Consider the following 24,452-nt stretch of genomic DNA (forward strand, 5'->3'; position numbering starts at 1 on the left):
AGCAGTGAAACGCAATCGCGCCGATGGTAGTGTGGGGTTTCCCCATGTGAGAGTAGGTCATTTCCAGACGCTTATTAAAGTGAAGAAGCCACCTATTTTAGGTGGCTTTTTTGCGTTTGGGGCAATGTAAACTCTGCAGTCTTCCTCATATGAATGTCATTGAGGTTAGGTGACTTATTCACTTAATGTAGGCATGAATGCCTACCTCGACGACACCCGAGGCTAAGCCTGGCTCCCAGCTACGAGCAAGCTCTTCGCGTAAAACTTAGCCTAAATACTGCGTATTTAAAGCAGCTAACTTTTACCCCCATGTGTTCCCTTCGGGAATGCGTGTAGGTCATTTCCAGACGCCTAATATGCGAAATAGCCCCAGCACTAAGTGTTGGGGCTTTTTTGTATGTTCAGATTTTGAAAGATTACTCGAACACGGGAAACAAACAGGGCATGCGCAGATGTGATAGGTCGATGATTGTATCCTGCATAATCGACACTTCTGCCATCCTTGGCGGCCGTAGGGCGAAGTGAGTGCGTTTATGAAGCAGTGCTTAATGCGCTTATGTAGCGCGGATAGCTTGTTCGAAGCTGGCCATTTCAAGAACCCTAATACCAATTACTATTAAAGACTTCCCAACTTAGAACAGTCCCTAAGGCGCAACTTTCAGACTTTATTCCGACACACAATGTATGTGTACTTTACACTAGGACATTGCTCAACAATATTTGTTAGCTATCCAAGGCGAGAACAGCTCTATGGCTTCTGCAATGGGGGCTGTAGAGGTAATTGTAGTATCTAAATCAACACAGGGAGTCCTAGCATGTTGTAGCTGACACGCTTGTTACTATAGAGAATAACAGTGAATATCAAGCTTAGAGTCGCTGCGAATCAGGGGGTTAGCTGTCAGCTAGATGCTGTGGTTAAAGCAAAGTAAAACAATCTGGTTTACTTGGCTTTAATGAAAGATGCTCTACTGAGTATTAGAGCTACACTGACACTTATTTGATACGCTTCTTACTGCGTTGATGAAGTAGCATATCGAGCACAAAAATAGCGAGCGCAGACCAGATAAAACCAAAGGTAGTGGCTTTTTCCATATCAAATGGTTCGTTGTACAGGCTTACAGCCATGATGAACATAATACTTGGACCTATGTATTGGAAAAAACCTAGTGTCGAAAGTGGTATGCGTATCGCGGCGCCAGCAAAGCAGAGTAAAGGCACAGTGGTGAAAATGCCTGCAGCTAACAACAGTAAGTTCATGTTAGTTGAGTTAGTGAATACGCTGATCTCACTTGGCTCTACCGCAAACATTAGGTAACCCAAAGCTGCTGGAAGCAAAATTGCGGTTTCTACTAACAAACCCGTTTTGGCATCAATATTTACTTTTTTACGTAACAGTCCGTAGCATCCAAAGGTGCCTGCTAGCGCTAGTGAAATTAACGGAATCGAGCCAAATGAGATGAGCTGGATGACGACACCAGAGCCTGCTAGAGCAACCGCTGCCCATTGTAGTTTACGCAGGCGCTCTGACAGGAACAACATTCCTAATACAACATTCACTAACGGATTGATGAAATACCCCAGGCTGGCGTCGAGCATTTGATCAGTATTCACGGCCCAAATAAATATCAACCAGTTGGTGGCGATAAGCACTGAGGTTATCAGTAGTATCCATAGCTGCTTTGGTTGTTTAAGTACATTTCTGAGATTACCGAACCCACCAATAAAGCTCATTAGCCCGAGCAGAAATACAAATGACCAAAGTACCCTGTGGATTAGGATTTCGGTAGCTGAGATCTCATGTAGTAACTTAAAATAAAGCGGTGTTACTCCCCAAAGGGTGTAAGCACATATGGCAAGGATGACTCCTTTTCGATAATCAAGATGAGGCATGAGAACTACTTAAATTTACTAGGCTAGAAAACAGGCATGGATTGTAGGTCTCACCCAGTCATAGCACAAGTATTACTTAACCTGAACCTGGAAAAATCAACCGATTACTGACGGCTATTTTCGCCTATTTCTGCGTTGAAGCCACTTGCAATAGGCTAGCTATTGACGCGTGGCTTCGCCTTGAATTAGTCAAAACTATCTCGCCAGAAATACTAATTTGGTGATTCATTCGATTATATAGTTATCGACAATTTCTTATTCCACGCTCAGGTTAAATACTAAGTTTCATACATCAGTTGATGTATAAAATTTTGGTCTCGAAATCGAGGCTCACTGACGTTAACCAACCATATAGGTGCCAGTGCCAAATGCGATATGGGTTCCTTGTTCATTATGAAGCTCCATGCGGCATACCGACACGCGATTACCTGCACGAATGACGCTACCCGTACCAGTAAATATCTGACCTCGACCAGGGCGTAAATAGTCTACTCGCAAATCAATCGTACCTAACGTTGTTAGCCGCTGTTGTAGCTCTTCTACCGACCAGTCGTCTCGTGATGCAACCAAGCCTGCAAATGCGGTCAGTCCGCCTACTACATCGAGCACAGTAGCAGTCACGCCGCCGTGGAGTATGCTGTGATGAATATTGCCTATTAGCTCTTGCTTCATGATGATTTCGACTTCAACACCGCTAATATCGTAGTGCTTGATATTAAGTCCAAGGTGATTATGAAAAGGGATATGTTGGTCAAAAATTTCAGCGACTTGTTGTAGGGCGATGTTTTGTACACTGGTTGTCATTCTTCTGTCCTTGATATGAGTCGACACTACAAAGCTAGCGCGAGTTTTGGCAATGTTCAAACACTTGTTTAAATAATTTGCCGAGACAATCGGATTAGTGTGAATTAAAATACGGCTGTTTTTGAGTCATCTTGATTAAGGTTTACCTATCTCTTCTGTAAATTCTGCTACTGCAATAACTGCCGACCCTTTAGCTGAAACACTACAAAATGTGTTTGGTTATCGGGATTTTCGTCGTGGTCAGAGAGATGTGATAGAACAGGCTTTGAGTGGCCATGACACCTTAGTGATCATGCCTACAGGTGGTGGTAAGAGTATGTGTTACCAGCTGCCAGCCTTGTTAATGCCAGGCGTCACCATTGTGGTATCGCCACTTATTTCATTGATGAAAGATCAGGTTGATAGCCTAACTCAGTCAGGCGTCGCAGCTGCTTATATCAATTCATCGCAGTCACGCGAGGAGGCCATGCAGGTATTGCGCGGGTTACATAACGGTGAGATTAAACTGCTTTATATCTCACCTGAGCGCTTGTTGAGTTATGACTTTATGGAGCGTTTGTCTAACCTCAATATATCCATGTTTGCTGTGGATGAAGCCCATTGTATTAGTCAGTGGGGGCATGACTTTAGACCTGAATACGCCGCACTTGGTCAGCTAAAACAGCGCTACCCTCATATTCCTATGATGGCGTTGACCGCTACTGCCGACCAAGCTACCCGTGATAGCATTTGCCAGCGACTGACTATTAACCCTCACGTAGTATTATCTAGCTTTGACAGGCCAAATATTCGCTACACCGTTGCTGAGAAACTCAACGCGGCTAACCAGCTGCGCCAGTTTTTAAAGGCGCAAAATGGTAGCAGTGGCATTGTGTATTGCTCCAGCCGTCGTCGTGTTGATGAGGTCGCTGAGCGCTTGCGTCTGCAAGGGTTTAAAGCTGAGGCATACCATGCTGGTTTAACTCAAGAAGTGCGCGCAGATGTACAAGACAGGTTTATTAAAGATCAGATTGAAATCGTGGTCGCCACAGTGGCCTTTGGTATGGGGATCAATAAGTCGAATGTGCGCTTTGTGGTGCACTATGACATTCCAAAAAGCATTGAAGCTTATTATCAAGAAACGGGGCGCGCCGGACGTGATGGTTTGGATGCCGAAGCTTATATGCTGTTTGACCCAGCCGATATTGGCCGCGTCAGACATCTTATTGAGCAATCTGAGCCAGGGCCACAGCAGCAAGTCGAGTTTCACAAGCTTAATAGCATGGCTGCATTTGCTGAGGCACAAACATGCAGAAGGCAGGTATTGCTGCATTATTTTGACGAGAGTGCTTCAGAGCCTTGTGGTAACTGCGATATTTGTCTGGACCCACCTAAACAATATGATGGCACTCAGGATGCGCAAAAAGTACTGTCTTGTATCTATCGTCTGAATCAGCAGTTTGGCATTCACTATACGATTGACGTGCTGCGCGGCTCTAAAGCGGCTAATGTGCTCGATCGCGGCCATGACAAGCTAACCACCTGGGGAATAGGTAAAGATAAATCTACTGAGCACTGGATTAGCGTGACTCGCCAGCTTATTCATTTAGGTCATGCCAGTCAGGATATTACCCGAAGCTCATCGCTGAAGCTTAATCCATCCGCACGTGCTGTACTCAAAGGTGAGTTAGCGCTAATGCTTGCCGAGCCGCGCATTCAATTAACGCCGGTGGTGGAAAAACGCCGCTCGCGTGCTCCGCAACAATATGACCGTAAGTTGTTTGCTCGCTTGAAATTACTGCGCCGTGAGATTGCAGAAGAAAATGACATCCCACCTTATCTGGTCTTTAATGATGCTACCCTTGCTGAAATGGCTGCTATGGTACCAACTTCTGAGGCTGAAATGCTCGCGGTAAACGGTGTCGGTGCAGTTAAGTTAGAGCGCTTTGGTGGTGACTTCCTTGATGAGATAGGTGACTACTTAGCGCAAGGCTGATTTAATCATCTATTTTGAGATTTCAGATCCTAAATAACTTTAACTAATTGTTTTGTAAAACAAGCCTAACGAATGTGCCCTGTTGCTTAATGGCGACAGTATGAGTCATTGAGCATCATCTATGTGCTAAAGGTAAATGAACTTTGTTGGCGCAAAACGCTGTGAGATCATCCCTGATGGCTCCACTTTTGCGTCCATGCTAAAGAGGCTTGCTTACCCAAAGCTCATTTACCCCTGGCTGTTGCTTGCTGCGTATATATCCAGCAATTCAATATTCGCTACTCCACAATAAGCTTACCTGTTTAATCTCGCTCTGTGGCACTCTGCCAGCGCAGTTCTCCATAAAACCTAATGGATTTGTTTTGAGTAAACTATGGTTTTTATGCGCTATTGAATTGGAGAGCTGAGCCACTCGATTTAGTCAGTTATCGGTACTAAAAGGTGACAAATCCTTACAAGTGCATCTCGCAATAAAATCTCGCCAATTGTCATATTTTGAGATTAAATTGCGATTGCTTGGGGTTGGGGTAACAAAAATTTAATGCGATCAAAATAAAGTCGTCAATTTCCTCAAGTTGACCAATAAGCGGTTGACAGCGACCCCCATTGCGCGATAAATATTAGTCAACAACAAGCAGATTTTAGAATACTTATTTAAGTTTTATGAATAAACAGCCGTTGCGATTAGAACTGATTATGCTCTCTAGCAACCTCATTCTCTTAACTAGAGAGAGTGCGGAGTCCTGTGTGCAACTAGGTAAATAAGTATTGGCACATAGATAAACCCCGCACAGTAGTAGCGGGGTTTTTTATTTGCCCAGTGCGACTAATTTTTGTGACTAGTTTAGAGGTTACAAAACGTAACCGATAGCGTGATAGATGCGATGTTATTTGGAGAATAGGTATGTCTGATAGAGTGATCATTTTTGACACGACACTTCGCGATGGTGAGCAAGCGCTTGCTGCCAGTTTAACGGTGAAAGAAAAACTCCAAATTGCCCTAGCACTTGAGCGTTTAGGAGTTGATGTGATGGAAGTGGGCTTTCCTGTTTCATCGCCTGGCGACTTTGAATCAGTGCAAACCATTGCTAAGACGATTAAAAATAGTCGCGTTTGTGCGTTATCTCGCGCCTTACAAAAAGATATTGATGCTGCGGCGCAGGCGTTGTCGGTCGCAGAGCAGTTTCGTATTCACACCTTTATTTCTACCTCAACCATTCATGTTGAAAGCAAACTAAAGCGTTCATTTGATGATGTGCTAGATATGGCGGTTGGCGCAGTGCAATATGCGCGGCAGTTTACCGATGACGTTGAGTTTTCTTGTGAAGATGCTGGGCGCACGCCTATCGATAATCTATGTCGCATGGTTGAGCATGCAATTAAAGCCGGTGCGAGCACGATTAATATTCCTGACACCGTTGGCTATACAGTGCCAAGTGAGTTCGGTGGCATCATTCAAACCTTGTTTAATCGCGTGCCAAATATCGATCAAGCGGTGATCTCTGTGCATTGCCATGACGATTTAGGTTTGTCTGTTGCTAACTCGATTGCAGCGGTCGAGCAAGGGGCGCGGCAGATTGAATGTACTATCAATGGTATCGGTGAGCGCGCGGGTAACTGCTCATTAGAAGAAATCGCGATGATCTTAGCGACGCGTAAAGGCTTGATGAATATTGAAAGTAACATCAATGCGAAAGAGATCCATCGCACCTCTTCACTAGTTAGTCAGCTTTGTAATATGCCGATTCAGGCTAATAAAGCCATCGTTGGCAGCAATGCGTTTTCTCACTCATCAGGTATTCACCAAGATGGCATGCTAAAAGCGAAAAATACCTATGAGATCATGACGCCAGAAAGTATCGGATTAAACCGCAATAACTTAAATATGACCTCGCGTTCTGGCAGACATGTGATTAAGCATCGCATGGAAGAGATGGGCTACAAAGCGTCGGATTATGATTTGGACTCGCTTTATGAGCAGTTTTTAAAGCTTGCTGATAAGAAAGGTCAGGTATTTGATTATGACCTAGAGGCTTTGGTATTCATTGAGTCACAGTCGCAAGACGATGACCAATATCAGCTGCAGCATCTTATGGTTCACTCTGACTCGACCGAAGGTATAGCTACCGCGACAGCTAAGGTGATGGTTGGTGATCAGGTGCTAACTGAGGCTGCGACAGGAAATGGCCCAGTTGATGCAGCTTACAATGCCATTGAGCGGACGACTAAGCGCGATATCGACATCACTAGCTATCAGTTAGGCGCTAAAGGCGAAGGGCAAAATGCACTGGGTCAGGTAGATATTACTGCAAGTTATAAAGGTCAGCGTTTTCATGGTGTCGGCTTGGCAACTGACGTAGTAGAGGCATCTGCACAAGCACTGATTAATGTCATGAATCTAACCTATCGAGCTGACAAGGTTGCAGACTATAAACAACAGAAATCAAAACAAAAGGAGTTAGGTGGCGTATGAGTTATCAAATAGCTGTTTTAGCCGGTGACGGTATTGGTCCAGAAGTGATGGCCGAGGCCAGAAAAGTACTGACTGAAGTTGAACGCCGCTTTGATTTAAATATTGAGTATAGCGAGTATGACGTTGGCGGTATCGCTATTGATAATCATGGTAGCCCTTTACCTGAGGCGACATTAAAAGGTTGTGAGGCTGCTGATGCAATTTTATTTGGTAGCGTCGGTGGCCCAAAGTGGGAGCATTTGCCGCCAAATGAGCAACCAGAACGTGGCGCGCTATTACCGCTTCGTGGTCACTTTGATTTGTTCTGCAATTTGCGCCCAGCAAAGTTGCACACTGGACTTGAGCACATGTCACCACTTCGCAGTGATATCTCTTCCCGTGGTTTTGATGTGCTTTGTGTGCGTGAGCTAACAGGCGGTATTTACTTTGGCAAACCGAAAGGTCGTCAGGGTGAGGGCGAAAACGAAGAAGCGTTCGATACTATGCGTTATAGCCGCCGCGAGATTGAGCGTATCGCTAGAATCGCATTTACCGCAGCCCAAGGGAGAAACAAAAAAGTTACCTCGGTTGATAAGGCGAATGTGCTGGCTTGCTCGGTATTATGGCGTGAAGTGGTTGAGCTAGTCGCTAAAGACTTCCCCGATGTTGAGCTAGAGCATATCTATATCGATAACGCCACTATGCAGCTACTGCGCCGCCCAAATGAGTTCGATGTGATGCTGTGTTCGAACCTGTTTGGTGACATCATTTCTGATGAAATAGCTATGTTAACTGGCTCGATGGGGCTGTTGTCATCAGCAAGTTTAAATAGCTCAGGCTTTGGCATGTACGAGCCAGCAGGCGGCAGTGCACCAGATATTGCAGGTAAGGGCATTGCTAACCCAGTGGCGCAGATATTGTCGGCAGCTTTGCTACTGCGCCATAGTTTGAAGTTAGATCAAGCGGCTGATGCCATTGAGCGCGCGGTAAGTAAAGCCTTAGCCAATGGTTACTTAACTGGCGAGTTGTTAGATGAGTCAGAGCGCGGCAATGCTAAAACAACTGCGCAAATGGGTGACTATATTGCTCAGGCTGTTAGGGAGGGCGCGTAATGGCCGCAAGAACTTTATATGAAAAAGTGTGGGACGCTCATGTGGTAGCCGAGCCTGAGGGTGAAGCACCAATTATCTATGTTGACCGTCATCTTGTACACGAAGTGACATCGCCACAGGCGTTTAGTGGCCTTAAAGTCGCGGGGCGTAAGTTAAGAGCGCCAGAAAAGACCTTCGCCACAATGGACCATAACACGTCGACCAAGAGTGCTAGCCTTGATGCATTAAGTCCTATGGCGCGCACTCAGGTGGAGACCTTAGCGCAAAACTGCAAAGACTTTGGTATTCGTCTATACGATATTCATCACCCTAACCAAGGCATAGTGCATGTGATGGGGCCTGAGCTGGGTATTACCTTGCCAGGTTCGGTTATTGTTTGTGGTGACTCTCATACCGCGACCCATGGCGCATTTGGCGCACTGGCATTTGGTATTGGCACCTCAGAAGTTGAGCATGTGCTGGCAACGCAAACCTTACGTCAGTTAAAAGCCAAAACCATGAAGATTGAAGTGCGCGGTAAAGTTGCAACAGGCATCACCGCTAAAGATATTGTGCTAGCGATTATCGGTCGCCTTGGTATGGATGGCGGCACAGGGCATGTGGTTGAGTTTTGCGGTGAGGCCATTCGCGATCTTTCAATGGAAGGACGAATGACCTTATGCAATATGGCGATTGAAATGGGCGCAAAGGCAGGTATGGTTGCACCGGATCAAACTACCTTTGATTATCTTGAAGGTCGTGAATTTGCACCTAAAGGTCAGGACTGGGACCAAGCGGTTGCTGCCTGGAGGGCGATGGCGAGCGATGAAGGCGCTGAATACGACAGTGAAGTTGTGTTAGAAGCTAAAGATATTGCGCCGCAGCTAACTTGGGGGACAAATCCTGGTCAGGTAGTGGCGATTGACTCAAGCGTGCCAAACCCTGCAGATGAAGCTAACTCCACCGTTAAGGCCAGCATGGAAAAAGCTCTGCAGTACATTGGTTTAACTCCGGGCACGAATATGACAGATATTGCCATCAACAAGGTGTTTATTGGCTCATGTACTAATTCGCGTATTGAAGATTTACGTGCAGCTGCAAGCCATGCCAAAGGTCGACAAGTGGCCGAAGGTGTCACTGCGATTGTGGTGCCGGGCTCTGGGCAGGTAAAACTACAGGCTGAAGCTGAAGGTTTAGACAAAATCTTTGTTGAAGCAGGCTTTGAGTGGCGCTTGCCGGGTTGTTCTATGTGTCTTGCAATGAATGATGACAGGTTGGAAGCGGGCGATCGCTGCGCATCGACCAGTAATCGTAACTTTGAAGGTCGTCAGGGGCGTGGCAGTCGCACTCATTTGGTAAGCCCAGCTATGGCAGCCGCAGCCGCTGTAGCAGGCCACTTTGTTGATATTCGTAAGCCGTACTAATCGCAACTATTGCAACTAATAAGGAGTCTTGAATGCAAGCATTTACCAGCCACACGGGACTAGCGGTTGCGATTGATAGTGCCAATATCGATACCGACCAGATTATCCCTAAACAGTTTTTATCTAAGGTGACCCGCGACGGTTTTGGCGTGCACCTGTTTCACGACTGGCGTTATTTAGATGATGCTGGCGACAAACCTAACCCTGAGTTTGCACTCAACAAGCCACGCTATAAAAACGCATCGATTTTAATTGCTCAGGAAAATTTTGGTTGTGGCTCAAGCCGAGAGCACGCTCCTTGGGCGTTGGCAGACTTTGGTTTAAGAGTGGTCATTGCACCTACATTTGCCGATATTTTTTACGGTAACTCCATCAACAACGGCTTGTTGCCTGTAAAGCTTGATGCAGCTCAAGTTCAGCAGTTGATTGATGAGGTAGAGGCAAAAGAGGGCGCAGAGATCACCGTGGATTTAGAAGCACTTGAGGTCACATCGCCAACTGGCGCCAAATTTAGCTTTAGTATTGCCGAGTCGGCTAGGCATAAGTTGCTGAATGGTCTAGATGCGATTGGATTAACCTTGTCGTTTGAGCAACCAATTGCAGATTATGAAACCGAGATACCGAGTTGGTATCGTTAGTGGTTTAGGTTGTTGTCCTTGTAAAGCAGATTCCCGCTCAAAAGCGTTGCGGGAACGACTGAGATAAGCGCTGTGGGAACGACTGAAATAAACATCGTGGGAATGACGGCGTTGGAATGCCGAGAGTATGGCCTACAAACCGTCACCCTCGAAAAGCTTTTAATCGAGGGTCTTTGTGAGTGGTAAATGTGAATAGGTTCCCGCTAAAAAGCATTGCGGGAACGACAGAAATAAGCATTGCGGGAATGACGGCGTTGAAGCGTCACGGGAGTGACTGAAATAAACATCGTTGGAATGACGGCTTTGGAATGTCTAGAGTATGGCCTACTAACTGTCATTCTCGCTTTTATCACCGTTACCCTCGCTTGACCCTACCAACTGTCACCCTCGAAAAGCTTTTAATCGAGGGTCTTTGCTGGTGGTAAATGTGAATAGGTTCCCGCTTAAAAGCGCTGCGGGAACGACAAAGTTGAAGCGTTGTGGGAACGACTAAAATAAACATCGCGGGAATGACGGCGTTGGAATATTGAGAGTATGACCAACCGTCATTCTCGCTTTTACCACGGTTATCCTCGCTTAACCCTACCAACCGTCACCCTCGATAAGCTTTTAATCGAGGGCCTCATGTCGAACTCTAGAGTGGCTTAGGAAACTCAGCCAACAACTTATCTAAAATTGGCTTATTGGCTTCAGGGAACTGGTAGTTCTTCAGTTCGTTGATATCAACCCAGGCTATTTGCTGTTGCTCAAGCCCCTTTGCTTCACCTGAGAAGTTAGTGACTAGATGAATATCAAGTAGCACATGCTTATCTGGGTAATCATGGCTTATCTCCATAAATGGCGTTGAGTCTGCAACCTTTAGGTTCACTTCTTCCGCTAGTTCACGAATTAGCGCCTGTGTGACTGTTTCATCTTGTTCGACTTTACCGCCGGGAAACTCCCACTTGCCACCTTGATGTAAGTGACCGTGGCGCAATGCCAGTAAAATTTGGTTGTTTGGATTAACAATTACGCCAACCGCAACATGCACTCGTTTTAGCATCTAGAATTAATCCTTTTTGAAAAAATCGCCTTCATCAAAGCCTGCTTCATCGAGATCGATGTTGGCAAACATTTCTGGGTCAATAGGTGTTTTTACTGGAATGGCGTGCTTCTCGTCGGCCCAATCTCCAAGGTCAATCATTTTACAGCGCTCAGAGCAAAATGGTTTGAATTTAGATTGTGGTTCCCACACGACAGGTGTCTTACAAATAGGGCAATTTACAGTTGTTGGCATGAAATCGTCTTGCAATAAAGTTTGGCTAAATTTTAAAGGCTTTATTCGCAAGCTGCCAGTGAGAATGTGATTTGTTTGTCGGTATGTTTCTGGCGGTCGAAATCCACGAAGTGAATGGCGTAACGATTGCGACTACCACTTATTGTAGGGTAACAAGCTTGATCGGCATTGATTCGGACTCTAATGAGCGATAATGCTTTATCCGCGTTCGCTTGGTAAAAGCCTGCATTGGCAGAGGCGTTGATGAACTCAGAAGAGTCGCGAATGAGTTTTAGAATAAGTGTGATGGCTTTGAGTAGTGGCTGAAATTCTTCGGTCCAATTAATGATATCTTGCTGGCGTTGTTGCCAGGGTAAGCTTAACCAGTAATGTAGCTGTGGTAAGTCGAAACTACAGCAAGCGCCAGGCATACTAAATCTGTGTTTTAGGGCCGAGATGAATTTATCTTGTTTAAGCTTTGCACCTAAGCGGCCGCTAGAATACAGCTGTGCTTTGGCTTGAGTGAGCTCTTTAATAAGTGCGCAGACTTGCTCGGTATCGACATGTGGAAATGCTTGCCATTTATCTAACAGCAACACCTGCTTATCAATATCTTTTAATACGTCTGAAGAAAAGTCGCAGCGCTCAGTTAAGTCTGCGAGAGAGAAGATCGGCTCAAAACAATGATGTTGGTGATCTGACTCAGTAACTTGTTTTATGTGCGCCGCTAAATGCTCTAAACGCAGATAGCTGCGCGTTTTTTCATTTAAGGGTTGCTCATAAATCAAATTGGTCATGATTAGCTAATCTTATTATTGTTTAGTCATTACAGCTCGTGGTTATTGTTGTCGCTTTGCTTGAGCTAAAAAGTACTGGTGAAGATTGTCCACCTGTTGATTAAGTGAGGCGATGTCGCCTTGATTATCAATAATATGCTCAGCTTTAGTTAAGCGCTGTTCGCGACTCATTTGGCTATCGATGATTTTCTGAATAGCCTTTTGAGACGTGTTGTCTCTAGTCGCTGAACGTTTTCTCTGCAATGCGGGTGAAATATCAACAACTAAAGTGGTATTGACTAAGCTATCTAACCCATTCTCAAATAGCAAGGGCACAACCAAAATAACATAGTCACTTTGTGCACTATGTACTTGCTCTAACATGGTTTTTCTAATTAGTGGGTGCAGTAATTTGTTGAGCCAAAGGCGCTCACTTTCGTTATTAAACACTCTGTCACGCAGTGCTTGACGGTTGAGTTCACCGTTTTGGTTTAGTACTTCAGCACCAAAGTGCTGCGCTATTGCATTTAATCCCGGAGTATTCGGCTCAACGACTTCCCGCGCAACAATATCTGCATCAACCAATTCAATGCCTTTGGCGGCAAATAAATTGGCAACGGTTGTTTTACCGCTGCCAATGCCACCAGTTAGACCGACTATGTATGTGGAAGACATAATTCTCAATTATTTTTGGCTAGACAAATGAGCCTAGGTACCAATTGATAATATCGTGACCCCAAATTAACGCTATCCAACCAGCAATTGCGATATAAGGTCCAAATGGAATTGGCTTACCTGAATGCAGCTTCTTGGTGGCAATCATTGCTATACCAATCACCGCACCTACTAATGAAGATAGCAGGATAATCAAAGGTAGCATTTGCCAGCCGAGCCAGGCACCAAATACTGCCATCAATTTGAAATCGCCGTAGCCCATGCCTTCTTTACCTGTTAACAGCTTGAAGCCCCAGAATACACTCCATAAACTTAGGTAACCGGCGGCAGCACCAATCACCGCATCCTCTAGGCTGACGAACACCCCTTGATAGTTAATGATTAGGCCTAGCCATAATAGCGGCAGAGTAATTTGATCTGGCAGCAGCATTTCGTCCAAATCGATGCCTGTTAGTGCGATTAAAGCAAAGGTGAGTAGTGTTGCTAGAGCAAATTGTGTCGTTGGGCCTAAATAATATGCCAGCGTGGCAACCAAAGCACCGGTGATAAACTCAAAAATTGGGTAACGTGGTGAAATGCTGGTTTGGCAATTTGCGCACTTGCCTTTAAGTAGTAACCAACCAAAGATAGGCAAATTGTGCCATGGTTTTATTTTGGCTTTGCACTCAGGGCAAGCAGATGTAGGAACAATTAGATTGTACTTTTCTGGGTATTCATCAATTGGCTTTTCAAGCTTGCCTTTACCAACTTGTTTAACGATATCTGGATGATATTCATCTAGATAGAAGTTGCACTCGCTTTGCCATTCACGCTTCATCATAACTGGCAGACGGTGAATCACCACATTTAAAAAACTGCCGATAGTGGCAGCGAAAATAAAGCTAATAACCACAAAAAGCCAGGGAGTCTGGCTCATTGTGGATACAAAACTAGAAGTAAAAGAAGATAAAAATTCGGTCATCTTGTTATTGTTCTCTTATGGTTGACCTTGTTGTGAGAGCGAAGGTTTAAACCACATTACCCATTTGGAAGATTGGCAGGTACATGCCGACGATCAAACCGCCGACTAGCGTACCAATTACTACCATCATAATTGGCTCGATCAGGCTTGAAAGGCCATCCACCGCGTCATCTACCTGCATTTCATAAATATTGGCGATTTTGTTGAGCATGTCGTCTAATCCACCAGACTCTTCACCAATCATTACCATTTGAATTAGCATATCAGGGAATAAACGCGTGGTTCGCATAGCTACATTCATTTGCATACCGGCCATCACTTCGGTACGCACTTTGTTCAGTGCATTTCGGTAGACAGCATTGCCGGATGCGCCCGCCGCAGATTCTAAGCCATCAATTAGTGGAACACCTGCTGCGAAGGTGGTTGCTAGCGTTCGGGCAAAGCGAGCCATAGCGGCTTTATGTAAAATGTCGCCAACAGCAGGTATTTTTAATATGTAGGTATCAACTTGATCTCGGAATACCTGAGAATTTCTATGGCTTCGCCTAAACAAAAATATTGCAGCTGCAATCCCAATGACAAAGAAGTACCAAGACCCTTGCAGCCAACGTGAGATATTAATGATCATTTGGGTGAAAGCGGGTAACTCCGCACCAAAGCCGTTAAAAATATCCTCAAATTGTGGCACTACAAATAAAAGCAGTAATGTTGTAACAGCGACTGCCACAACAACAACCGCTGCAGGGTAAAACATAGCTTTCTTAATTTTTGATTTTAGGGCTTCAGCTTTCTCTTTATAGATCGCTATTCGATCAAAGACTGCATCCAAAGAACCTGAATGCTCACCTGCTGCAACTAAGTCGACATAAAGGTCGTCAAAATACTGCCTGTGAGGCTTAAGAGAGTCAGAAAGAGGAATACCTGCTTGCACATCAGAAAGAATAGTCGCTAAGAGCTCTCGCATTTTAGCTTTTTCGTGCCCTTTGCCTAATAGTTCGATTGTTGTTACCAAGGGAACACCAGCGGCAAGCATAGTTGCAATTTGACGAGTGATCATTGCAATGTCCATTGCAGAGATCTTTTTCTCAGTCTTAAATAATGGGGCAGCCTTTTTACGCACTCCTTTTGGAGAAATCCCCTGTGCTTTTAAAACACTGCGGATTTCTGCAATAGAACTTCCGCGTAATTCGCCAGATGTACGTTGACCGTCCTTGTTGGTACCTTTCCACTCAAAGGTAAAAACTTTCGGCTGGTGTTTTACATTGCTGCCTGCTTTTTTGTTGGCTCTTGCAGTAGCCATTGGCATGTCCTTATGTATTATTCGTTTAAAAACTAGAGCTTAATGCTAAGCTTAGATAGTTTTTTGGTTAATTGAAACTAGTTACGCGGTTAATCTCAGCAATACTGGTCACGCCTTGAACGACCTTTAGCAGCCCTGATTGACGTAAGTCATTCATGCCTTGTTCTTTTGCTTGATTAGCTATTTGCAGTGAATTACCGCCTTCCATAATAGTTCGGGCGATTTCATCACTCATTTTCATTACCTCATAGACACCTACACGGCCTTTGTAACCTCCAGAACAGAATTCACAACCAACAGGCTTGTATACGGTGAACCCTGTTGCGATATCTTGTTCAGTAAAACCAAGCTTTACTAGCTCTGCTTGAGGCACGTCTTCAGGCTCTTTACACTCAGGGCATAAACGCCTTGCAAGACGCTGTGCAATAATTAGGTTGACTGAGCTGGCAATGTTGTAGCCAGGTACGCCCATGTTAACCAAACGGGTTAAGGTCTCTGCTGCTGAGTTTGTATGGAGAGTTGATAAAACCAAGTGACCGGTTTGTGCCGCTTTAATGGCTATCTCAGCGGTTTCTAAGTCACGGATCTCACCGACCATTACCACGTCTGGATCTTGACGTAAGAACGAGCGAAGAGCTGAAGCGAAGGTTAAACCTGCTTTCAAGTTAATATGAACTTGGTTAACACCTTCTAAGTTAATCTCAACCGGATCTTCAGCAGTTGAAATATTACGCTCTTCCGTATTAAGGATATTAAGGCCAGTATAAAGGGATACAGTTTTACCGGAGCCAGTTGGGCCGGTCACTAATATCATGCCTTGGGGTTTGGCTAGCATTTCTTCATAAAGCAGGCGCTGCTCATCTTCATAACCGAGTTTTTCGATACCAAGCTGAGCGGAAGATGAATCCAGAATACGCATTACAATCTTCTCGCCCCAGATTGTAGGTAGAGTACTGACACGAAAATCAATTGATTTAGTACGTGACAGCTTCATCTTAATGCGGCCATCTTGAGGCACGCGGCGCTCAGCAATATCCAGCTTTGACATCACCTTTAATCGTGCTGAGATTCGACCTGCCAGGTTTACAGGTGGTTCTGAAACCTCGTGTAAAATCCCATCGATGCGAAAACGAATGCGGTAGCGTTTTTCATATGGCTCGAAGTGCAAGTCAGAAGCGCCTTTACGGATGGCGTCGGTTAGAATCTTGTTGATGTAAATAACAATTGGGGCATCGTCACTGCTGTCGCCTTCGGGCTCATCATTACGTTCGGTTTCTGCCACCTCCATCCCAGCAAGGGCTTCCTCGTCGACTCCAGAGAGATCTAGGCTAGATAGATCATCTTCAAGCACTTTTTCTACTGCTTGGGACAGTTTGTCATCTTCAACTAGAATTGCTTCAGCGTGAAGACCCAAGCTAAATTGAAAGTCTTCTAATGCGGAAATATTGGTTGGATCTGAGCTTGCGATGTATAAGCGATTTCCCCTTTTGAACAATGGAAGACACTTATGCTTATCGATTAGCTTTTTGTTGAGTAAGTCTTCAGGGATGTTTTTAACATCATACTCGCTTAAGTCTAGTAATGGAGTACCATACTCTTCGTAACAAAGCTCAGCAATTTCTCTAGCAGACAGCTTCTTTGTCGCAACTAAAGTCGAGACAAGAGTACGTTTTGTTTTTCTTGACTCTGATATTGCGCTTGAAAGCGTTTCTTCAGTCAAAAGCCCTTTTCTCAGGAAAAGATTTGATAAGCCTAAGTTTATAGCTGTTGATGGCATGAGTGGTTTCCAACTAGAAAACGTAATTGTGTCCTAAAGTACCAAATAAATTAGCACGTTGCATCTGTAGAGCTTGCCAGATAGCGAGTCTATAGAATTAGACGAAGTATTAGTTCCATTTGTCATAGATTCGCTCAAGAAATATTTCTGGTTCCTGGCAGCTTTCGAATAGCCCTGACGATACATCTGTTTCATAAAAGTCACACAGGGCGAAAAATAGAGTCCTAATTTTAACTTTGTCTTTAACAGTACTTGCAGGTTGCCAATAGTTAGTCTCAAGATCGACAAAGATAAGTTCGTCTTCCATATCTGGGAATGCTGCGAGTTGATAATTCCCCTTAATTATCGACCTTTGTTTAGCTGCGATGCTTGAGTCAAATATTTCCGGCTTTATGATAACCTTTCCGCTTTCATCGACAGTATAGAAGTTCAACCCCTTTGCTAGTGTTTGAATAACTTCTAGTTTTCCGGCTGATAAAACCAATGGATTTAGAGAGCTTTCTAAAAATATGGCTCGGTTCTCAGATACTTGGTGGAAAGGTATTCCATCAAAAGTATGATCTACTTTGATTTCTAGAATATTTGCCAGGGAGGGAATAATATCAACGAGAGAGTATGTGCTTTTTGGATTTATAGCTGGTATGACAACACCATTTGAAAAAGACCTCACAGCAGCAACAACTTTAAACTGGCTATGACTTAGTACATTTGTGCCATGTCCCAAAGAGTTGGTTTCAAACGTAGCAGAGCTTATTCGCCCTTGGGGACCATCGTCTTTCCCTCCAAAACTTTCTCCATGATCAGAGAGAAGTACGACAACGGAGTTTTGTAAAATACCCCTATCAGCAAGGCCATTCAGTAGTTGAGCGAATTGCTCATCAGACTGTTTGAGCATTGTAAGGTACAAGTATTCTTCTGCTCTATCTTTGATAAACTCATGGTCTTCTAAATATGTCAGCTTAGCACTTTTGAAAGGCCAATGAGGCAGAGTCAGGTGTGTTGCAAGAAATATAGGCTTTTCACTATTTACAGAGTCTATGGTACCAAGTAGTTGCTCGATAAAGGCGTAGGGTTGGTAAGTCCACCACGCTGATCTGTTGTTATAGATATAAGGGAAAAAAGACCTTATTGAAGTTTGATTTAAAAACAGTGAAAACAATGGAATGTTGTTTAGCCCGGATACAATAAATTCTGCTGCATCAGCAGGTGGACCAACAATTATATCAAAACCAAAAGATTCATCGATATTGTTAAATCTGCGCTCGTCCTGCGCCCATATGTTTTGATAGCCAATTGATGATAGTTGCTGTGGAAACGCCAAGCTACGATCCACTTTGGACATTTCCGTTAGATTAAATCGTGCGTTGTGGGTAATGGGATACGTTCCCGTAAGGGTTGAAGTCCACGAGACAAATGTTCTTCCTGCGGGTGTGTAGGTGTTTGGAATATATGTAGCTTCAGATAAGAATTGATCAATATTGGGAGTAACAGAAGCTCTGCCCGCGTGTTCACCCAAATAGTCAGGTCTTAGGGAGTCAATACCAATCAAAATAATATTTGGTTGGTCACTGTTATGGGCCATCGGTTTAATCGTTATGAGTAATGGTCCAAAAAGCAATGCTAAGGAAGCAAGTGTAAGGATGCTATATCGATTTTTTTTTACGCACCCCAACAAGATTATCGCAACAATGCTCAATGAAGAAATCAGTGGAATAAAATGACTGCTAAAGTGCTCATGACTTGTGGGCGAAAACGGATATAACAGACTATTTATGCTAATAATGGCTACAAAGATTAATGTCCAGGCAAGTGCAACGTGAATAAACTTTGATTGAATACTAGACAACGAGATCACGTTCTCCATAGCTTTAGCCAAAAAAGCGATATAGAAAACAATTGCCACAGCGATAAAAGTTGCGGTTAGTAATGTTGTGACAAAAGGGACGCTAGTTATTGCCGAGTTTATCATTGGTGCTAACTCAGTAAACGCATCACTTAGCTGGTGGTTAATTTGGGTTTTAGTGAAGAGGATTAAGGCGGTAGTGAGTAAAAAACTAATAGCGATATGAATGCGCATTTAATAGTCCAACAATAAAAAAATAGCATGCGTTAGCATGCTATTTTATAAAACTAAGCTAGTTAAGTATTAACGGCAGTTAGATGGTTTATATTTGTCGTCAAGAGAACCACCAGTACATGCCCATGTAACGTTACCTGAAGAGGTAAAAGTTGGAGCCAGAATAAGAGTTGCGTCATCTGTTACTTTGGCGTTGTATGTTACTGTAATGCCACCGCCTGTACCAACGGCTACAGACTTAACTGAGTTACCAGTAATTGAAGATGCTGCTGCTAGCCCAGCAAGAGCATTGGTTGTTGGTGCAGAGCCTTGTGAAGAGTAATATTCAGTCACTGCAGCTTTTGCTCCTGCAGCAAGACTAAGACCTTCAGAAACATGACCACGTTTAGTGAAGTCTTGATACGCAGGCAGTGCGATTGCAGCAAGAATACCGATGATCGCAACTACGATCATTAATTCAATAAGAGTAAAACCCTTAGCGTTTTTAACTTGGTTGATACCTTTCATTTTCTCTCTCCGTCAAAAATTACCGCGACTATCCAATCCTTGTTACGAGTAGTGATCGGCTTCAATGCCAATGTCGACAGTATAAATTATTGTTAGCGATGACATTCTACAACGAAGTAGGTGCACCATAACAACTTAAAATATCAGCCTGAATCACCCCAAAGTTAGGTATAGGTTAGGTTTGGGGGTTCAAACCTTTACACTCGATTGCAGTTATTGTATCGGCATGTTGGCACCATACTGAAACAAAAAGCTATCAACCTAGTATGACTTTTCGGCTGAGCACCGCAGGAACTAGAGTATTTACACTGAGTTAGAGGGTAATTGTTACAATTTCTTGAACTTTTACTTGATCCAATTCAATTGCCATATTTCCGTAATCCTAGCAATTCTTGGCCGAAAGGCCATCTCGCCTGCTTAAAAGTTAGTATAAAGTTAACCCAAATGGAATAGCCAATCCCAGAAAAATGGCAAATAAAGCCAAAAAATTCTTAGTGTTATCGTTTTCGATCTATTTCGATCTAACATTTTGTTGACATTCTTTTGTTGGTAGTAATTTTTTTGACAAATTGATTGCCAAAGAAAAAAATTGACACCTGTTTAGTCGGCTAAAGTGTTACAAACCCCTTGCTCCGTAGCACTTTAGAGCGACGTATAGTTTGCCTGTTACGAGCAAAACTAGAGTTAAGTGTTACATTTGTACTCTGGCAAGCTAGTTACAACAGGTGTGGCTAGTGTCGCAACTGGCATTAAATAAGGTGTTTCTCTGCTTCATTGTTTTGGCCAGATTTGCTATTGAAATGAGCAGAAATAATTTTGTCTAACTGCTGTTTTTTTGAACTGTAATTAGGGCCGCAAAGAGTTGGTCAAGCTTGATTCGGAAATTTTGATTAAGTAATAGGTATCTTGGTTGGCTTGAAAATTGGCGCACTACTTTTGGTTTAAAGGGGAACGATACTTCCACCGTCACCCTCGAGATCTTTTATCGAGGGTCTTTTTTGGTTGATTCGAGAGGTTCCCGCTCAGAAGCGTTGCGGGAACGAGTGAAATCAAGCTTTCACCCTTAACGACAAATCCAGTGCTTTAACATGCTTGGTTAGTGCGCCGACCGAAATATAGTCGACTCCAGTTTTGGCAAAGTCTGCGATGGTATCGAGGGTAACGTTGCCCGAGACTTCCAGTTTGGTGTTTTGACCTTTCTCTTTATATTGATGGTTGAGCTCTACCGCCTGGGTCATCATGGTAACGTCAAAGTTGTCCAGCATAATGATGTCAGAACCGCCATCAAGAGCTTGAGTTAGTTCTTCGAGTGACTCAACTTCAACTTCTACTGGTTTATCTTGATGAAGCTTGCGCGCGGCTTCAATGGCATTGGCGATACCACCGCAAGCCATAATGTGATTCTCTTTAATTAAGAATGCATCGAATAAGCCGATGCGGTGGTTTTTGCCACCACCACAGGTAACCGCGTATTTTTGTGCGGTGCGCAGACCAGGAATGGTTTTACGAGTGTCCAGCAATTGGGTGTGAGTGCCTGCGAGTTGGTCGACATAGATTTTAGTTAAACTCGCTACACCAGATAGAGTTTGGATAAAGTTCATTGCAGTGCGCTCACCAGTCAAGATCGCGCGCGCAGGGCCTGATAGCTCACATAGCACCTGATTGGGTACTACCAGATCGCCGTCATCAACATGCCAGTGCAGCGCCACTTCACCACCTAATTGATTGAATACTTGCTCTGCCCAGGCTTTGCCGCAGAAAACCCCTTCTTCACGAGTGATTAAGTGGCTTTCGACATATTTATCAGCCGGAATTAATTGTGCGGTAATGTCCGCCGCTAATAAACATTCAACACTTTGTTGTTCGGTATAACCGAGATCTTCATATAATGCGGTTTTTACGGCGTGGCGAATATCATTTTCTAGCATAATGCCGGATCCTTGCTTACTGATAAGTCATGCTTTGCGCGATAGATCACACGCGGGTTTATCTTAAGTAAACCGCCTGATCTAGCGCCTAAAATTATGGCATTAGATTAACATAGTTGCTAAGGTCGAACCTATAGAAAGACTTGGGATTTTTGCTTTGATTTATCGCATTTAGTTGCTACACAAGTTGAAGCATTAGTTTCTACATGAGTTAGTGCATTAATTCCCAGCATCACTGTGAGTGACGAATAGAGTAGCCATCGTAAGTAACTATTGTAAGTAACTATGACATCCAAACTAACTTCAGCAGTTTTCAACCAGGGCTGGCATTGCAATGCTTTGCAGTGTTTATCTCCCCATTTTAATCAGCGCCCTAAAGCTGAAGTGAGCTTACTGGTTATTCACAATATCAGCTTACCAGCAGGGTGCTTTGGTCTGCCTTATATTGATGATCTGTTTAAAGGTTGCATTGATGTGAGTGCAGATCCTTCGTTTAAAGATCTTCAAGGGCTGACAGTTTCTGCTCACTTCCTCATTCGCCGCGATGGTAGCTTGACCCAATATGTGAGTTGTGACGACAGAGCCTGGCATGCTGGTGTGTCGAACTTTCATGGGCGTGAAAACTGCAATGACTTTGCTATTGGTATTGAGCTTGAGGGGACAGATGATGTTGCCTACACCGATGAGCAATATCAGCAGTTGGTGAGTTTAACTCAGCAGATCCAGCTGCAGTATCCTATGATTTCATTGGACAGAATTGTTGGTCACTGTGATATCGCACCAGGGCGTAAAACTGACCCTGGTAATAGCTTTGACTGGCAGCGATATAGGCAAGATTTGACGAATAGCTAAAACTGACTTTTCGAGTTAAATCGCTATATTTGTCATTTGGTTAACGTATGATTGATACTCAAGTTAGGTTGGCTTTTACTTAGAGTTATTCCGAGTTTAAGCTTGAATTTCTCATCACGACAACTACCTTTACCTTGAAAACGCCGAGGGTGTATGGCTCTATTTTCTTTTTTAGTCGCAATGTTTGTCGAACGATTAAAGTTTTTACCTGCTTTTTTGCAGTTCGATGAGCTAATGCGCCAATATCAGCAGAGCTTCTGGCGCGTCGACTCCTTAACACATACTCACATTGCCCTGATTGCAATTGCGATCCCTGCCGTTTGCGTATTTGCCATTCGTTATTTATTAGATGGTCTGTTCTTCGATGTATTTAGCCTAGCATTTTCGGTATTCATCGCAGTAATTTGCTTAAGCCACCAATCTATTCGTCATATCTTTAAAAAGTACATTCAAGCGGCATGTCGTGGTGACGTGCAAGCCTGCTTTATTTATGCGGGCAAACTCGATTGTCACGAGTGCTTAAAGGCTGTTAACGAGAATGAGCTGGGTAAGCGAGTGGGTGAAACCGTGGCCTGGATTAACTATCGTTACTATGGTGCCGTCGCGCTATATTTTGTGGTGTTTGGCCCTGTGGGCGCAGTGCTTTACTGTAGTGTGCGCTACTACCATGATTTGCTTGCCATGCATAAAGTTGAAAATACTTGGGTTGAGTTACTACTGCTAGCACTTGATTGGTTGCCGTCACGTATTTTTAGTTTTGGCTATGTGCTTAGCGGTCAATTTTCGCAAGGGTTTGGCGCTTGGCGACGAACAGCGCTGACACTGCACGCTAATGCGAAAGATGTGGTCAGTAAAACGGCCATGGCGGCAGAAGAGTTACCTGAGCAATCAGATGCGCCCGTTTGTGTAAGGTCTACGTTAGCGCTATTAGCATTGAGTAAAAGAAATTTATTACTGTTAGTGACAATGCTCTCAGTGTTGACTATTTTTGGTGTGGTAAGTTAGCAATTTAAGCCGTTGAGTTTACCCAACTGCTGACTTACCTAATTTATTTTTAGCTAATTTAAATTGTTGTTTTAATAAAATATCCTAAACAATTGGCTTAACCATTTAACACCCGTTGTCAAATGGTCTGACCCCCTCACTTAGATTTTACGTTATGCTTTTTGCAGCGCGCGTTTAAAACTCTGAGTTAACGATCATCTAACCCTGCATTAACTAGACATGTCACGTATGATTTGATAAAGTGCGCTCTATCATAAAAATTGGTAAGACCAATTGACAATCCTAAATATGAACGGAGCGGCATAGTTAATGGCTTATAGTAAGATTAGTCAGCCAAAAATTTCTGATGTGATCATGGAGCAACTCGAGCGCATGATCCTTGAAGGCAGTTTACAGCCGGGTCAGAAATTACCTCCTGAGCGTGAACTTGCTGTGCAATTTGAAGTGTCGCGCCCGTCATTACGTGAAGCAATTCAAAAGCTTGAAGCAAAAGGTTTGCTGATGCGCCGTCAAGGCGGTGGCACCTATGTGAAAGAGCAGCTTTGGCAGAGCCTTGCCGACCCTATCGTCGAATTGATGCATGAAGATTCAGAAAGTCAGTATGACTTACTGGAGTTTCGTCATGCCACAGAAGGCATGATGGCTTATTTTGCCGCGCTTCGTGGTACTGATGCAGATATGAAAAACATTAAACAATGCATTAACGAAGTAGAGCAGGCTGTAGGTATTGAGAACCAGGCCGATGCCATTGTGCGTTTTTACCGTGCCGTAGCTGAAGCATCACACAACGTGGCTATGCTGCACCTAGTATTAAGCTTAACGCCAGTGCTACACAAGAACGTGGCGCAAAACTTAGAATTGCTTAACCGCCGCGAAGACGCATCAAAAATGGCTAATGAGCATCGCCGCGATTTATTGGCTGCGATTGTGCGACGCGACCCTGAAGCGGCACGTGAAGCCTCAAACGAACACTTAAGTTACATCGAAGAAGTCATGCTGTCGGTACGTGAAGAAGACAGCCGACTTCAACGAAGCCTACGCCGCTTAAAAGGCAGCGTTTAATCA

Annotated in this window: 20 protein-coding genes; 8 read left to right on the forward strand and 12 right to left on the reverse strand. The window is 44.0% G+C overall.

All coding sequences use genetic code 11. From position 1 onward, the window contains the following. Window positions 1-993 precede the first annotated feature (993 nt). Window positions 994-1,890: an EamA family transporter RarD gene (gene rarD, locus G3R49_RS16975; RefSeq protein WP_167870454.1), complete on the reverse strand. Its 897-nt coding sequence runs from the start codon at window positions 1,888-1,890 to the stop codon at window positions 994-996. A 339-nt stretch (window positions 1,891-2,229) separates the two neighbouring features. Then, entirely contained in the window at window positions 2,230-2,694 is a 465-nt protein-coding gene (locus tag G3R49_RS16980; RefSeq protein ID WP_130600148.1) for a thioesterase family protein, read from the reverse strand. Window positions 2,695-2,869: 175 nt separating this feature from the next. Between G3R49_RS16980 and recQ the strand changes: the two genes are divergently transcribed. The 5 genes from recQ (at window position 2,870) to leuD (ending at window position 10,274) form a co-directional block, all read left to right on the forward strand. Next, window positions 2,870-4,669 (forward strand): DNA helicase RecQ, encoded by a 1,800-nt coding sequence (recQ, locus tag G3R49_RS16985; RefSeq protein WP_348633940.1) that lies wholly within the window; start codon window positions 2,870-2,872, stop codon window positions 4,667-4,669. Window positions 4,670-5,573: 904 nt separating this feature from the next. Then, window positions 5,574-7,142: a 2-isopropylmalate synthase gene (gene leuA, locus G3R49_RS16990; RefSeq protein WP_167870455.1), complete on the forward strand. Its 1,569-nt coding sequence runs from the start codon at window positions 5,574-5,576 to the stop codon at window positions 7,140-7,142. Further along, window positions 7,139-8,233: a 3-isopropylmalate dehydrogenase gene (gene leuB / locus G3R49_RS16995; RefSeq protein ID WP_167870456.1), complete on the forward strand. Its 1,095-nt coding sequence runs from the start codon at window positions 7,139-7,141 to the stop codon at window positions 8,231-8,233. The genes leuA and leuB overlap by 4 nt, the downstream gene beginning before the upstream one ends. Further along, window positions 8,233-9,636, forward strand: a complete 1,404-nt coding sequence (gene leuC / locus G3R49_RS17000; RefSeq protein ID WP_167870457.1) for a 3-isopropylmalate dehydratase large subunit — start codon at window positions 8,233-8,235, stop codon at window positions 9,634-9,636. Before leuB ends, leuC begins: the two co-directional genes overlap by 1 nt. 32 nt (window positions 9,637-9,668) lie before the next feature. Continuing rightward, window positions 9,669-10,274 (forward strand): 3-isopropylmalate dehydratase small subunit, encoded by a 606-nt coding sequence (gene leuD / locus G3R49_RS17005; protein ID WP_167870458.1) that lies wholly within the window; start codon window positions 9,669-9,671, stop codon window positions 10,272-10,274. A gap of 634 nt (window positions 10,275-10,908) precedes the next feature. Here the strand turns inward: leuD and mutT are convergent. From mutT to nadC, 10 genes are all read right to left on the reverse strand, one after another. Further along, window positions 10,909-11,316, reverse strand: coding sequence for an 8-oxo-dGTP diphosphatase MutT (gene mutT, locus G3R49_RS17010; RefSeq protein ID WP_167870459.1), 408 nt, complete (start codon window positions 11,314-11,316; stop codon window positions 10,909-10,911). A 6-nt stretch (window positions 11,317-11,322) separates the two neighbouring features. Continuing rightward, a complete protein-coding gene (gene yacG, locus G3R49_RS17015; RefSeq protein WP_167870460.1) occupies window positions 11,323-11,550 on the reverse strand; it encodes a DNA gyrase inhibitor YacG in 228 nt (75 codons plus the stop codon). Between the two features lie 41 nt (window positions 11,551-11,591). Continuing rightward, on the reverse strand, window positions 11,592-12,326 hold the full coding sequence (gene zapD / locus G3R49_RS17020; protein WP_167870461.1) for a cell division protein ZapD: 735 nt from the start codon (window positions 12,324-12,326) through the stop codon (window positions 11,592-11,594). 42 nt (window positions 12,327-12,368) lie between these two features. Then, window positions 12,369-12,980, reverse strand: coding sequence for a dephospho-CoA kinase (coaE, locus tag G3R49_RS17025; RefSeq protein ID WP_167870462.1), 612 nt, complete (start codon window positions 12,978-12,980; stop codon window positions 12,369-12,371). A 19-nt stretch (window positions 12,981-12,999) separates the two neighbouring features. Beyond that, entirely contained in the window at window positions 13,000-13,941 is a 942-nt protein-coding gene (locus tag G3R49_RS17030; protein WP_167870463.1) for an A24 family peptidase, read from the reverse strand. Between the two features lie 46 nt (window positions 13,942-13,987). Beyond that, the gene (locus tag G3R49_RS17035) at window positions 13,988-15,241 is read right to left on the reverse strand and encodes a type II secretion system F family protein (protein ID WP_130600170.1); all 1,254 of its coding nucleotides are present in this window, start codon (window positions 15,239-15,241) and stop codon (window positions 13,988-13,990) included. Between the two features lie 67 nt (window positions 15,242-15,308). Then, the gene (gene pilB, locus G3R49_RS17040) at window positions 15,309-17,018 is read right to left on the reverse strand and encodes a type IV-A pilus assembly ATPase PilB (RefSeq protein WP_130600172.1); all 1,710 of its coding nucleotides are present in this window, start codon (window positions 17,016-17,018) and stop codon (window positions 15,309-15,311) included. A 109-nt stretch (window positions 17,019-17,127) separates the two neighbouring features. Further along, window positions 17,128-19,095, reverse strand: a complete 1,968-nt coding sequence (locus tag G3R49_RS17045) for a sulfatase-like hydrolase/transferase (RefSeq protein ID WP_167870464.1) — start codon at window positions 19,093-19,095, stop codon at window positions 17,128-17,130. 69 nt (window positions 19,096-19,164) lie between these two features. Beyond that, the gene (locus G3R49_RS17050; RefSeq protein WP_130600176.1) at window positions 19,165-19,602 is read right to left on the reverse strand and encodes a pilin; all 438 of its coding nucleotides are present in this window, start codon (window positions 19,600-19,602) and stop codon (window positions 19,165-19,167) included. A 1,049-nt stretch (window positions 19,603-20,651) separates the two neighbouring features. Beyond that, on the reverse strand, window positions 20,652-21,530 hold the full coding sequence (nadC, locus tag G3R49_RS17055; protein ID WP_167870465.1) for a carboxylating nicotinate-nucleotide diphosphorylase: 879 nt from the start codon (window positions 21,528-21,530) through the stop codon (window positions 20,652-20,654). 285 nt (window positions 21,531-21,815) lie between these two features. Here nadC and ampD point away from each other — a divergent pair, with 285 nt between their 5' ends. The 3 genes from ampD (at window position 21,816) to pdhR (ending at window position 24,449) form a co-directional block, all read left to right on the forward strand. After that, window positions 21,816-22,382, forward strand: a complete 567-nt coding sequence (gene ampD, locus G3R49_RS17060) for a 1,6-anhydro-N-acetylmuramyl-L-alanine amidase AmpD (protein ID WP_167870466.1) — start codon at window positions 21,816-21,818, stop codon at window positions 22,380-22,382. Window positions 22,383-22,535: 153 nt separating this feature from the next. After that, window positions 22,536-23,387: a beta-lactamase regulator AmpE gene (ampE, locus tag G3R49_RS17065; RefSeq protein WP_130600182.1), complete on the forward strand. Its 852-nt coding sequence runs from the start codon at window positions 22,536-22,538 to the stop codon at window positions 23,385-23,387. A 309-nt stretch (window positions 23,388-23,696) separates the two neighbouring features. Next, a complete protein-coding gene (gene pdhR / locus G3R49_RS17070) occupies window positions 23,697-24,449 on the forward strand; it encodes a pyruvate dehydrogenase complex transcriptional repressor PdhR (protein WP_130600184.1) in 753 nt (250 codons plus the stop codon). Window positions 24,450-24,452 lie beyond the last annotated feature (3 nt).

Source organism: Shewanella sp. WXL01 (genome assembly GCF_012263345.1).
Taxonomy (GTDB): Bacteria; Pseudomonadota; Gammaproteobacteria; order Enterobacterales; family Shewanellaceae; genus Shewanella; species Shewanella maritima.